The sequence below is a fragment of the Cupriavidus sp. 01T418 genome, assembly GCF_056398885.1.
Genome location: NZ_JBFTQG010000085.1, coordinates 1 through 12,761, shown reverse-complemented (window position 1 = coordinate 12,761; position 12,761 = coordinate 1). Strand labels below are relative to the sequence as shown.

Annotated in this window: 12 protein-coding genes; all 12 read right to left on the bottom strand. The window is 65.0% G+C overall.

The window, feature by feature from the left end; translation table 11 throughout:
- Nucleotides 1-236 precede the first annotated feature (236 nt).
- Complete coding sequence (locus AC1DQ3_RS35805; RefSeq protein WP_477124827.1) at nucleotides 237-1,085, bottom strand: enoyl-CoA hydratase/isomerase family protein; 849 nt, start codon at nucleotides 1,083-1,085, stop codon at nucleotides 237-239.
- A 25-nt stretch (nucleotides 1,086-1,110) separates the two neighbouring features.
- Nucleotides 1,111-2,376, bottom strand: coding sequence for an acetyl-CoA hydrolase/transferase family protein (locus AC1DQ3_RS35800; RefSeq protein WP_477124826.1), 1,266 nt, complete (start codon nucleotides 2,374-2,376; stop codon nucleotides 1,111-1,113).
- Between the two features lie 376 nt (nucleotides 2,377-2,752).
- A complete protein-coding gene (locus AC1DQ3_RS35795; protein ID WP_477124825.1) occupies nucleotides 2,753-3,499 on the bottom strand; it encodes an ABC transporter ATP-binding protein in 747 nt (248 codons plus the stop codon).
- Nucleotides 3,492-4,253, bottom strand: coding sequence for an ABC transporter ATP-binding protein (locus AC1DQ3_RS35790; protein WP_477124824.1), 762 nt, complete (start codon nucleotides 4,251-4,253; stop codon nucleotides 3,492-3,494). The genes AC1DQ3_RS35795 and AC1DQ3_RS35790 overlap by 8 nt, the downstream gene beginning before the upstream one ends.
- On the bottom strand, nucleotides 4,250-5,170 hold the full coding sequence (locus tag AC1DQ3_RS35785; protein WP_477124823.1) for a branched-chain amino acid ABC transporter permease: 921 nt from the start codon (nucleotides 5,168-5,170) through the stop codon (nucleotides 4,250-4,252). Before AC1DQ3_RS35785 ends, AC1DQ3_RS35790 begins: the two co-directional genes overlap by 4 nt.
- The gene (locus AC1DQ3_RS35780; RefSeq protein ID WP_477124822.1) at nucleotides 5,167-6,021 is read right to left on the bottom strand and encodes a branched-chain amino acid ABC transporter permease; all 855 of its coding nucleotides are present in this window, start codon (nucleotides 6,019-6,021) and stop codon (nucleotides 5,167-5,169) included. The genes AC1DQ3_RS35785 and AC1DQ3_RS35780 overlap by 4 nt, the downstream gene beginning before the upstream one ends.
- Nucleotides 6,022-6,248: 227 nt before the next feature.
- Nucleotides 6,249-7,220: a Bug family tripartite tricarboxylate transporter substrate binding protein gene (locus AC1DQ3_RS35775; RefSeq protein ID WP_477124821.1), complete on the bottom strand. Its 972-nt coding sequence runs from the start codon at nucleotides 7,218-7,220 to the stop codon at nucleotides 6,249-6,251.
- Nucleotides 7,221-7,319: 99 nt separating this feature from the next.
- Nucleotides 7,320-8,759, bottom strand: a complete 1,440-nt coding sequence (locus AC1DQ3_RS35770) for an aldehyde dehydrogenase family protein (protein WP_477124820.1) — start codon at nucleotides 8,757-8,759, stop codon at nucleotides 7,320-7,322.
- Between the two features lie 55 nt (nucleotides 8,760-8,814).
- Entirely contained in the window at nucleotides 8,815-9,783 is a 969-nt protein-coding gene (locus AC1DQ3_RS35765) for a Bug family tripartite tricarboxylate transporter substrate binding protein (protein ID WP_477124819.1), read from the bottom strand.
- Between the two features lie 41 nt (nucleotides 9,784-9,824).
- Nucleotides 9,825-10,793, bottom strand: coding sequence for a Bug family tripartite tricarboxylate transporter substrate binding protein (locus AC1DQ3_RS35760; protein WP_477124818.1), 969 nt, complete (start codon nucleotides 10,791-10,793; stop codon nucleotides 9,825-9,827).
- A gap of 21 nt (nucleotides 10,794-10,814) precedes the next feature.
- Nucleotides 10,815-11,939, bottom strand: coding sequence for a zinc-binding dehydrogenase (locus AC1DQ3_RS35755; protein WP_477124817.1), 1,125 nt, complete (start codon nucleotides 11,937-11,939; stop codon nucleotides 10,815-10,817).
- 654 nt (nucleotides 11,940-12,593) lie between these two features.
- Nucleotides 12,594-12,761, bottom strand: a 168-nt coding sequence (locus AC1DQ3_RS35750) for an acyl-CoA dehydrogenase family protein (RefSeq protein ID WP_477124828.1), incomplete at its 5' end; no start/stop codon positions are given.

Genomic DNA, 12,761 nt, shown 5'->3' with positions numbered 1-12,761 from the left:
TCTCGGCCAAATCGTGCAGGTTCTCCCACGGGAACGTGCCGTCGAGCCACTTCATGGCGCGGCCGCGGAAACGGTCACGCGCCAGCTCACGCACGGTACCGACCAGTGCGCGTTGTTCAGAAGTGAGTTGCAACCTGGTATTGCTCATTTGCTGTCTTCCTTCGGTGGCACGGCCTAAATTCGGCGTGCAGGGTCTCCAGCCCCCGCGTCGGCCAGGCCGCGCGGGGATTGCAGTGTTAGTAATGGGTTGGGGGGCGGACGCCTAGCGGCACCGCTCGCGCACGCGCATCGGGATACGTGCGGTCACTGCGCGACCTCCGTGAAACGGGGCGGCCGGCGTTCCGAGAAGGCGGCCAGGCCTTCGGCATAGTCGGCCGAACCGAGGATGCCTGGCAGCGCGGCGCGCTCGATGCGCAGGCTTCCGCCAGCGGCAGCTCGATGCCGGCATAGACCAGTCGCTTGATCGCCGCCAGCGCGGGGGCCGAGCGGCTGGCAAGCAGGGTGGCCAGCGCGCGGGCACGTTCGTCGAGGACTTCTGCAGCAAGCACTTCGCTGACCAATCCGATCTCCAGCGCGTAGTCACTGCTGACCGGCTCGCCGGTCAGCATCAATTGCAGCGCCCGGCTCGCGCCCACCAGGCGCGGCAGGCGCTGCGTGCCGCCCGCGCCGGGGAACGCGCCTACGCGGCTCTCGGTCAGGCCGAGCGTGATGCCGGCCGCGGCCAGCCGCATGTCGCAGCCCAGCGCCAATTCCAACCCGCCGCCCAGCGCAAGGCCGTTCAGCACCGCAATGGTCACGAAACGCGCGCCGGCGATGGCATCGATCACTGCGCGGATCTGACCGTTATGGGCCAGCCGGGCATCCAGGTCCATGCCCTGGCGCTCCTTCAGGTCGGCGCCGGTGCAGAAGGCACGTCCGCTGCCGCGGATCAGCACAATGCGCGCGCGCTGCTGTGTCGCCTGGTTGACCGCCTCCAGCAGCGCGGTGCATGTATTGACGCCCAGCGCATTCATGCGTTCCGGTCGATGCAGGCGGATTTCGAAGGCGTCTTTCCCAATCGCGTCGAGAGTCACGTCTTGATTCACGTTAGATCCTTTTGCAGAACGAGATTCAGGCTGCGGCGCGACTGTCGTGCAGGGCGCGCGACAACGACTCGCGGTGATCCGGATGGGCGATGGCCAGCAGACGCTGGGCCCGCTCCTGCAGCGAACAGCCGCGCAGGTGGGCAACACCCTGCTCGGTGACCACCACGTCGACGTCACTGCGCGCGGTGGTCACCGGTCGTCCGTTCAGCGACGCCACGATGCGCGAATGCTTGCCGTCCGGCGTCGTGGACGGAAAAGCGATGATGGAGCGCCCGCCGGGCGAGGCCACACCGCCACGCACGAAGTCCACCTGCCCGCCCACCGCGCCGAGGTAGCGGTCACCGGCAATCTCGGCGTTTGCCTGTCCCGACAGGTCGATCTCGATCACCGAGTTGATGGAGTGGAACTGCGACAGCGTGGCCGTCACGGCGAGGTTGTGGGTGTACTCCACACTGCGCATGTCGATCGCGCCCGTGCGCTCGGCGAAATCACGCAGGCGCTGCGTGCCGAACAGGCCGCCGGTGACCGTGCGTCCCGCATCGCGCCCCTTGTGCGCGTTTGTCACCACGCCCTGCTCGACCAAGTCGACCAGCACATCGGAGACCACACCACTGTGCACGCCCAGCTCCCGGTGTTGCGACAGCGCCGCAGCCACCGCTGCCGGCAGCGTGCCCACGCCGAGCTGCACCGTGGCGCGGTTGGGGATCAGCGCTGCCACCTGCTGCGCCACCAGCCGCTCCGTGGCGGTGGGCTCGGGATCCGGCATATCGATCAGGCGCTCGTCGCTCTCGACCAGCACATCGATATCCTCGCTGCTTACCCACGTGTCGCCCCGCACCAGCGGCAATGCCGGGTTGACCAGCGCGATCACCAGGCGCGCCTGGCGGATCAGCGCCTGCGTGTAATCGGAGATCACGCCGAGCGTGAAGTCGCCGGTCGACAGCGGCCGCACCTGCACCAGCACCACGTCGGCGCGCAACTGGCCGCTGCGCAGCAGCGACGGCACCGTGCTGACGTGGCATGGCACGATCTCGGCCAGCGATGTCACGCGACGGTTGGTGCCGGCACCGTTGAAGGCGCGCAGGCCGAAGTACTGCGCCAGTTCGGGCTTCAGCGTCTCAGAGGACGATAGGCCGAACAACAGCACCGGCGACCGGAGTTCGTCGCGCTGCGCCACCAGCGCCTCGGTCAGCGCGAGCGGCTCGCCCGGCCCCTGGGGCCAGCTAATCACCTCGCTCTCCCGCAGAAGCTCGGCAAAGCGCAGTTGTTTCAGGGAAATCGTCTTGCTCATAGCTAGTTTGCGTTATGCGTTGATTGTGTCGCGGTGTTTCGATCAGTCGGCCTGAATGCCTTTTCCGGCCTGAGTTGCTTCCAGCGTGTCAGCGATGCGTTCCTCAGCCTGGCGCTCGAACCTAGCCGTGGCTGTCATCGGCCGGCCTTAACACGATCACCTCGTCTAATTAATTTAAATCATTTACGTACAATGTAGAATTGATACTACCGGCTGTCAAGGCGTTTTCGCCCCGGAAGCTGCCTATAGCTCAGTCTGAATCGTCGTCAGTGTGCGTCGAGCTCGTGTCGTGCACGTCGGGGTGCATGAGTTTTTCGCGGGCGCGCCGCTTCCCCAACTGCACGAAGCATATCGAGTAGGCATGGTAGACCCATCGTTAGACGGCGCGGACTTCGGCAGGATCGACTGCTTCGCCACTGTCCCCTCCCAGGTAGGCATGTTGTACACGGTCGCTTCGCAGCAACTCGGCGCTGGTGCCGTCGAGTGCGACCACACCGGTTTCCAGCACGAAGGCATGGTCGGCGATGCGCAGCGCCAGCTTGGCGTTCTGCTCCACCATGACCACGGTGATGCCCTCGGCGTTAATTTTCTGCACCAGTCGGGCCACTTCCAGGATCAGCTTGGGAGCCAGGCCCAGCGTTGGCTCGTCGAGCATCAGGATGCGCGGCTGGCTGATCAGGGCGCGGGCGATCGCCACCATCTGCTGCTCGCCGCCGGAAAGGCTCGACGCGACCTGCCTGGCACGCTCGGCCACGCGCGGAAAGATGTCGTACAGGAATTCCAGGCGCTGGCGGAACTGGCGGCTGTCGCGCGTGCGGTAGGCCCCCATGCGGATGTTCTCGTACACGGTGAGTTCGGGAAACAGCCGTCGCCCCTCCGGGCACAGCACGATGCCGCGGTCGAGCCGTTCGTGCGGCCGCAGCGCCGAAATATCCTCGCCGTCCAGGCGCACCGCGCCCTGGCTTTGCCGGACCAGGCCGGCGATCGTCTTGAGCAAGGTCGACTTACCGGCACCATTGGCCCCGATGATGGCGACGACCCGCTTTTCGGGAATCGTCACAGACACATCGCGCAGCGCGTGCACGCCGCCGTAGTCGACGCAGAGGTGGGATGTATTAAGCAAATTCGTAGTCCTCCCCGAGATAGGCTTCAATGACAGACCGGTCCGACTTCACGGCGGCCGGCGTATCCAGCGCAATCGGCTTGCCCTGGTTGATCACCAGGATGCGGTCGCAGCTGCTCATTACCAGCGGCATGTCGTGCTCCACCAGCAGGATCGTGATGCCGCGCTGCTTGCGCAGCTTGCGGATCAGCGCGCCCATGGCCCGCTTTTCAGAGGGATTGAGGCCGGCCGCGGGCTCATCCATCAGCAGCAGTCGCGGCGCGGCCATCATTGCCATGCCGATGCCAAGGATCTTCTGCAGGCCATAGGCCAAGCCGCCAGCGGGGTTGTCTAGCACGTCGGTCAGGCCGATGAAGCGGGCCACTTCTGCCACATCGACTGCACTGGCGGTGGCGCGGCACGAGAAGTACGCCAGCGGGCTGTGGCTGCGTGCGATGACGCCCGCGCGTCGCAAGTTCTCCGCCACGGTCTGTTCGGCGAACACATGCACCGCCTGGAAGGTCCGGCCGATCCCGCGCCGGCCGATTTCGTCGCTCGAATGGCCGGAAATATTGTGGCCGCCGAAGACCACGGTGCCCGCGCTGGGCCGGAAATGCCCCGCGATGACGTTGAACAACGTCGACTTGCCGGCCCCGTTCGGACCGATGATGCCGAAGATCTCCCCGCTGTGCACTGCGAAGGACACGTTGGAGACCGCGGTCAGGCCGCCGAAGCGGCGGATCAGTCCATCGACTTGCAGCAGGATCTCGCTCATGCCGGCCTCCCTTGACGTTGGATCAGCGATGCCAGGCCGCGCCTGAGGAACAACAGGAACACGATCAGGCACAGCCCGTAGATCAGCAACTGGTACTCACGCGCCTCGCGCAACACCTCCGGCAATGGCACGATCACGATCGCACCGAGCAACGGCCCCAGCGCGGTGCCCGCGCCGCCGATGGCGTTGATCACGATCAGGTCGACAGAGGTCCGGAAGCCGAACGGGTCGGGCGAGAGGAAGCCAAGGTAGAAAGCATAGATGCCGCCGCTGACGCCGGCCATGAAGGCGCTCAGGGTAAAGGCCGCGATCCGCCATGCGAGCGCGTTCGACCCAATGGCGCGGCTCAGCATCTCGTCAGCGCTCAGCGATTGGAAGATGGCGCCGATGTCCGAGCGCTCAAGCGCCTGGATCAACGCGTAGAACGCGGCGGCGGCGAGCAGGCCGAAGACGTAGTAGTCCTGGACCGCAATGAACTGCATGCCGAATACCGAGAACTTCGGGATGCCGTAGAGGCCGCTGTTGCCGCCGAACAGCGACGTCCATTCCTGGAACACCAGGTTGACGATCTGCGCAAAGGCATAAGTCAGCAGCACGAAATACACGCCCTTGATGCGCAGGAACACCGGCCCCAGCACGGCCGCGAAAGCCGCCGCCACGAGGGCGCTCAGCGGCAGCGCTAGTGCCGGCGGCAGGCCAAGCCGCATGGTCAGCAGCGCGCTGCCGTAAGCGCCGATGCCCATGAAGGCCGGCTGGGCGAAGGAGAGTTGCCCGAGCTTGAGCATCAGGTTCATGCTGAGCGCCATCGGAATCATGATGGCGACCATGGTGGCGATATGGAACACGTAGGTGTTATCGAGGCCCCACGGCACCAGCGCCAGCACCGCGATCAGCAGGAAGACATAGACCGGTTTCATCGCGCACTCCTTCCGAGCAGTCCGGTGGGACGTGTCACCACCACCAACAGGACGATGACAAACGAGGCGATCATCGCCGTGCCGGAATCGAGCAGCGTCGACAGGGTCGACTCGCTCAGTCCGATCAACAGCCCGCCCAGCACTGCCCCCGGAATGCTGCCCAGCCCGCCAAGAATTACCACCACGAAGGCCTTCAGCATCGGCAGTTCGCCCATGTACGGCCCGATGGTGTAGATCGGCGCCATCAGTCCGCCGGCCAGCCCGGCGAGCAGACAGGCAATGCCGAACGCCACCACGTAGACCGCGCCCGACTCGACACCCATCAGGCTGGAGGTCTCGGGATCCTGCGCGACCGCCTGCATGGCGAGCCCGAGACGGGAGAACTTCAGGAAGGCGTAGAAGACGGCCAGGATGCCCAGCGCACAGCCGGCCACGATGGTGCGGTCCCATGGGACGACGGTCCCGGCCAGGCTCCACGTGCCCGAGAAGGGCCGTGTGACCGATTGCTCGGCAGGGCCAAAGACGATCAGCGCCCCGGACTGCAGGATGATGCCCAGCGCGAGCGACATGATCATGCAGGCCAGCTCGTCGTTGACCAGCGGGCGGAACAGCACGCGCTCGGCCACCATGCCCAGCACGGCACTGATCACGCCGCCGGCCAGCACTGCGACGAAGAACGGCCAGCCGGCGGTGCCGAACAGAAACAGTACGGCGACTGCCCCGATCATGTAGAACTCACCATGCGCAAAGTTGACGATGCGCATGATGCCGAAGATCAGCGTGAAGCCGAGTGCCATGATCACGTAGATCAGGCTGGCCAGGAGACCGTTGACGACGATCTGCTCAATCATGAGAGATACTCCTTTTCTATAGCGACCGCCGCTTAGCTGCTTAGCGGACCTTGCCCACCACGACGGGCTTGCCATCCTGGATAGCACCGATCTAGGCGACGGCGGTTCAGGTCATCCCAGGCCTTGAAAGCCATGGTAAGAAGCCCAGACTCCGATGTAAAACCATTTAGATCATTTATGCTGGAATGTACGGATAGGGTTTTCTTCAGCTACTGGCCGCGGCCACCTTATTGCGGCTGCATCCCGGACACCTTCACCAGTCGCTCCAGGACTGCAATCTGCTCCTGGTTGAAGCCGGTCAGCCCCTGCGGCGTGGATGGGCGCGCAATCATCCCCATGCGCAGGAAGAAGTCCTGCGCTTCCCCGCTGTTGATCGCTTTGACGAAGGCGGCATTGAGCGCGTCGATCACCGGCTTGGGCGTGCCGCGGGGCGCGTAGTAACCAAGCCAGGAGGCATACTCGTACCCCGGCACGCCGGCCTCGGCCATGGTTGGCAAGTCGCCCAGCGACGGCAATCGCTCTTTCGAGGTGACCGCCAGCGCCCTGACCGTGCCCTGCTTGAGGAAGGGATCGGCCACCATCGGATCCACGATCATGAAGTCCAGCCTGCCAGCCACCAGTTCCAGCATGGCCTGCGACGCCCCCTTGTAGGAGATCTCCTGCGCCTCCACGCCAGTGATCGACCGCAGCAACTGCACCGCCACCTTGCCGCCGGCATTGCCCACGCCGTAGTTCATCTGCCCCGGCCTGGCCTTGGCATAGGCCACCAGTTCCGGCACAGACTTGATCGGCAGGTTGGACCTCACCACCAGTACCAGCGGATTGATGGTGACCTGCGTGATGGGTGCGAAGTCGCGGATGGGATCATAGGACAGGTTCTTCACCAGATGGACGTTGGCCGCCATGGTGGTGTTGCCGCCGAGGAACAGCGTGTAGCCGTCGGGCGGCGCGCGCCGCGCCTGATCGGCGCCGAGCGTGCCGGTCTCGCTGGCCTTGCTGACGACGACGATGGGCTGGCCCAGCGTCTTCGTCATCTCGGCGCCGAGGAAGCGGGTGAGCAGGTCGGACGTCGAGCCCGGCGTGCTGGTGATGATGACCTGGATCGGCCTGGCCGGGAAACGCTCGGCTTGCGCAAGCGCCGGCGTTGCCGAGACGGCCATGGCGGACAGCATCAGGCATTGGGTAAGTCTCTTTTTCATGCCCGTTCCAAACGATTGCATGTTGTCTCCTTATTTCGCATGCCATGGCAGCCGCGGCCACGCTCGGCAGGCGCTGCCGCCGCGGCCGCCCGCCCAATGTCAGTTCAGCGCGCAGTCGATATGCTGCGGCAGCAAGAACTCGCGCAGCCCGTCCTCGCCCCACTCGGCGCCCACGCCGCTGTGCTTGTAGCCGATCATCGGCGCATCCGGCCGCAGCGGGCTGCCGCCGTTGATCTGGACTGTGCCCACGCGCAGCTCGGGCACGAGTTTCAGGCACTCTTCCTTCGCGCCGAACAGGTAGGCCTTCAAACCAAGCTCGGAATCGTTGGCGATCTGAATAGCCTCTTCGACGGTCCGGTAGGTGAGCACGACCGACACCGGCCCGAAGATTTCTTCGCGCGCGAGGGGCGACTGGTTGTCGAGGCCGCCCACCAGCGCGGGGTTCAGGAACCAACCCCTGTCGATGTTCGGCCGTCCGCCGCCCGCGATGATGTTGCCGCCCGCTTCCAGCGCCTGGCGCAGGCGAGCCTCGATGCGGCTACGCTGGGCCGCCGTCACCACCGGGCCGAGCACCGTGGCCGGGTCGCGGGGGTCGCCCACCTTGATCTGCGGATACACCTTGCGGCTGATCTCCGCGAACTCCTCATAGCGGGACTCCTCCACCAGGATGCGGGTGGGCGAGCCGCAGCCCTGGCCGGCGTTGCGGGCATAGCGCGCATGCAGCGAATAGGCGTACTTGTTGAAGTCCACCCCCGGCAGCATGATGGCCGCCGATTTGCCGCCCAGCTCCAGCACGACGCTGCGCAGCCCGGCCGCCGCTTGTTGCATGACCTGCCGCCCGACGTTCACCGAGCCGGTGAAGCTGACCTTGGCGACGCCCGGATGCTCGGTGAGCGCACGCCCTACCTCCGCCCCCCCGGCGAGGATGTTGACCACGCCCGGGGGGAAGCCCGCGCGGCGCACCAGCTCGCCCAGCATCAGCACGGCCAGCGGTGCCTGCGGCGACGACAGCAGCACCGTGGTGCAGCCGGCGGCCAAGGCCGCGCCGATCTTGGTCGCGCCGATCAGGATCGGGTAGTTGAACGCCGAGATGGCCGCCACCACGCCGACGGGCCGGTAGGCCACCATGCTGACGGCGGTATTGGTGTTGTTGAAGCCCAGGTGCCGGGTACGGTCGCGCGTGGCGGCCTCGGCAAACCAGCGTACGAATGCCGCCGGCGTGTCGATATGGTTGGACTTCAGCGACACCGGCGTGCCGACCTCCGATACCAGCACGTCCATGAGCTGGTCGCGGTGCTCCTCGATCAGGTCGGCAAACTTCAGCAGGACCTGCTTGCGGAACTCGGGGTTCTTCCAAACGCCGCTCTCGAAGGCGGCGTTGGCGCGGTTCACAGCCTCGTCGACCTGGGCGATCGAGGCCCCGGCGAACTCAGCAACCAACTCCTCTGTGGCCGGGTCGATGACCTTCAGCAGCTCGCCCTCGCCGGCGCGATCCTCGTTGCCGATCAGCAACCGGGTATGAATGGCATTCGATTCCATGGTGACGCTTTCCTTTGGCATGCTCGCAATCTCACAGATGTCTACGGGAGTCGACTCAGAGGGCCGCCAAGCCTGCTTCCTTGCTCAGGCGGCCCCAGAAGCGGATTTGGTCCTGCACGAAAGCCTGGAAGGCCTCCGGCGTGGAGCTGGTGGCGATCATGCCCAGCTCGGCAAAGTACTTCTCAGTGGCGGGATCCTTCACCGCCTTCGTGAACGCCTCGTTCAGCCGCTGCGTGACCGCCGGCGGCATGCGAGCGGGGCCGAACAGGCCGCCCCACGAGGCATAGTCATAATCCGGCAGGCCCGCCTGCGCGAAGGGAACGGCTTCCGGCATGGAGGGCAGCCGCTGCTTCGACGTCAGGCCGATCACGCGCACCTTGCCACTCTGGGCAATCGGGCGGATCACCAGCGGATCGACCAGCATGAAGTCCAGCCGTCCGGCCACGAGGTCGGTCAGCGCCTGCGCGGTACCCGGATAGCTCACCGCCACCGCATCGATGCCGGCCTGCGCCTTGAGCAACTGCGCGGCCACCAGCCCGCCCGAATTGCCGGTGCCATAGCTGAGCTTGCCGGGGCGCTCCTTGGCGTAGCGGATGAACTCCGACAGCGAATGCACCGGCATGCCGGCCTTCACCACCAGCAGCAGCGGATTGACCGTGAACTGGGTGATCGGTGTGAAATCCTTGACCGGGTCATAGCCCAGGTTGCGGATCATGTAGAGGTTGGCCGCGTGTGAGGAATTGGTGCCGAGGAACAGCGTATAGCCGTCGCTGGGCGCATTCAGCACCGCGCGCGCCGCCACTACCCCCTGCGCGCCCGGGCGCGACTCCACCACCACAGGCTGGCCCAGCGTCTTGCCGACATGCTCGCCAAGCCGGCGGGCAAGCAAGTCGGAGGTGCTCCCGGGCGGGAACGAGATCACCAGCTTGATGGGACGGTTCGGAAAGTCAGCCTGCGCCTGCGCGCCGCCGAAAGGCAGGATGGCCAGCGCCGCCAGCAGCAGGCCGAAGCACTTGAGTCTCATGGTGTGAATCCTGATACCAGTTGGGAAGATAGCTGCGCGGCTTACGAGGCGGTCAGGCCGGCATCCTTGGTCACGCGCGCCCAGAACCGGATCTGTTCCTTGACGTAGGCCATGAACTGGGTCGGATTGGCGCCCGAAGCCACCATGCCGATGTCAGCGAGGAATTTCACCGTTGAGGGCTCGGCCAGCGCCTTGGCAAAGGCTTCGTAGAGACGGCGCACGATCTGGGGAGGCATGCTGGCCGGACCAAACAGGCCGATCCACGATTCGTACTCGAAGTTCGGCAGGCCCAGGTCAGCCATCGGCGCCACGTCCGGCAGGGTCATCAGCCGCTGCTTCGACGTCAGGCCCAGCGCGCGCAGCTTGCCGGTCTGCAGGAATGACTTGACGATCATCGGGTCGGTCACCATGAAGTCCAGCCGTCCGGCCACGAAGTCGTTGACGGCCTGCGCGTTGCCCGGGTAGTTCACGCCTACCGCGTCGATGCCGGCCTGCGTCTTGAGCATTTGCGCCGCCACTAGGCTGCCGGTGTTGCCGGTGCCGTAACTGAGCTTGCCGGGGCGCTCCTTCGCGTAGCGGATGAACTCCTGCAACGTGCGCACCGGCATCGCGGCATTCACCACCAGCACCAGCGGATTCACCGTGAAGCGCATGATGGGCGTGAAGTCCTTGACCGGGTCGTAGCCCAGTTCCTTGAACAGGTAAGGGCTCGCCGCATGGGTCGAATTAGTGCCCAGCAGCAGCGTATAGCCGTCGGGGCTCGCCTTGGCGATAGCCCGCGTCGCGACCGTGCCCTGCCCGCCCGGGCGGGTTTCCACCACTACCGGCTGCCCGAGCGTTTTCGCCACATGCTCTCCGAGCCGGCGCGCGATCACGTCTGAGCTGCCCGGCGCGAACGGCGTGACGATGCGGATAGGCTTGTTCGGATATTCCGCCTGCGCCCATGCCTTGCCGCCCAGGGCAAGCATGGACGACGTCGCCAGGATGAAGTCTCTTCGAGAGAGCGTCATGAAGGGCTCCGATAGCGTGCGTTAGCCGTGCGGCAGCAGCACCTGGCGCACCACCTCGCCGCGGTCCAGCAGGTCGAGGTTGCGGTTCAGGTCTTCGAAGCGCATGGTGCCGCTCTTGAGCCGGTCAACCGGCATGCGGCCTTCCTGGTAGAACTTGAGGTACTTCGGGATGTCGCGCACGGGCACGCAGCTGCCCATGAACGAGCCGCGGAACACGCGCTCCTCCGACACCAGCGCCGCATGGGCGTACTGGTACATCTCACCGGTGGCGCCCAGACCCACGCAGATAATCTCCCCGCCCTTGCGCGTGAGCGCGTTGGCGCTGGTCATTGCCACCGGGCTGCCAGAGATTTCGAAGGTGAAGTCCACGCCGCCTCGCGTCAGGTCCTTTACCGTCTCGACAAGCTTTGGGTCCCGCGCGTTAAGCGTCCGTGTGCAGCCCAGTTCTGTCGCCAGTCCGAACTTGTTCTCGTTGATGTCGATGCCGATGATTTCCGAAGCGCCCGAGATGCGCGCAGCCATCACCGCGTTGAGCCCCACTCCGCCCAGCCCGAACACCGCCACCGTCTGGCCGGGTCGCACCTTGGCCGAATTGAACACGCTGCCCGCGCCGGTCACAACTGCGCAGCCGAACATCGCCGCCACGTCAAGCGGAATGCTCGGGTCGATCTTGATCAGCGAGGTCGGCACGGTCACCGCGTACTGGGCGAACGACGAGATACCACTGTAGTGATAAAGCGGCTGGCCGCGATAGCTGAGGCGGCGCTCGCCATCGGAAAGCAGTCCCTGCGAACGCGCCATCGTCACGCTCTCGCACAGCACCGGGCGGTTCTCGTTACAGAACTGACAGTGCCCGCAATCGGCCACCGCCGTCATGACCACGTGGTCGCCGGGCTTGAGGTGCGTCACGCCCCGGCCCACCTCGCGCACGATGCCGGCGCCTTCGTGGCCGCCGACCACTGGCAGCTTGCGCTTCCTGAGCCCCGCGACTTGCGACAGGTCGGAATGGCACAGGCCCGCGCCCCGGATCTCGACCAGTACTTCGCCCTCCCCGGGACCTTCCAGTTCCACTTCCTCGATCCGGAACGGCTGGCTATCGACATAGGGCGTCGGCAGGCCTTGCTCATACATTACGGCGGCAATCATCCGCATTGTCTCTCTCCATCGGTCATTGGTTGGCGCCTGGCATCGCCCCGGCTGGCGCCGGGAGATGCAGGCCTCTCTGGTTAAGCATCGTAGAAGCAGTTGCAGGTACTGTCAAACCATTTATATGATTTATAGTAACATGGGTGCCGTCGAATGTGAAAAGCTAGCACCCTACGGCACGACCGCCGCGGTGGATCCCGCTACCGCGCTCTTCAGTCGCGCTCCGTTTCTCGCGGGGGGAAGCCGCCGCATGGCGGCCCAGAACAATGCATTTAGCGCTGACGACTTCCTCGCCGCCTGCAGACAGTCCTCCTGAAATGCATGGCCAAGCCGAACCCCTAATTCCGCTGCACATGCGAAGCATACGACCTTCTGCCGCGAATCCGTATTTGCGATCCATTGCTCCAGCAACCGCTGCAGCGGCGTCTCCGCAAGCCCTTGTCTGCTGCGCGCTGCGCGGCTGATTTCGCCGCTGGTTGCTCGCACTTCGTGTAGTAGTGCCGTCAACTCGACAGCAAGCTCGCCTTTTCTCATGTTCACGCTTCAAAGTACTGGAGAATGGATTGCGTACGGAGTCGAGCAGAACACGGCCTGCGGCAAAGCAGCCGTGCTTGGACCTGCTATGATGTTCAAGCTTGCGGGAGCGAACTTGATTTAGAACGATCCCATGCTGAGGAAGCCATCGACGGGATCGAAGTCGCTCATCAGCTTCTTGCCGACCAAGTCCTTCAGCGTCTCGGTCGTACCGCCACCCAGCGTGCCGTAGCGTGCCCCACGATAGAACCGCGACACCGGATACTCGTCGGTGAAGCCATAGCCGCC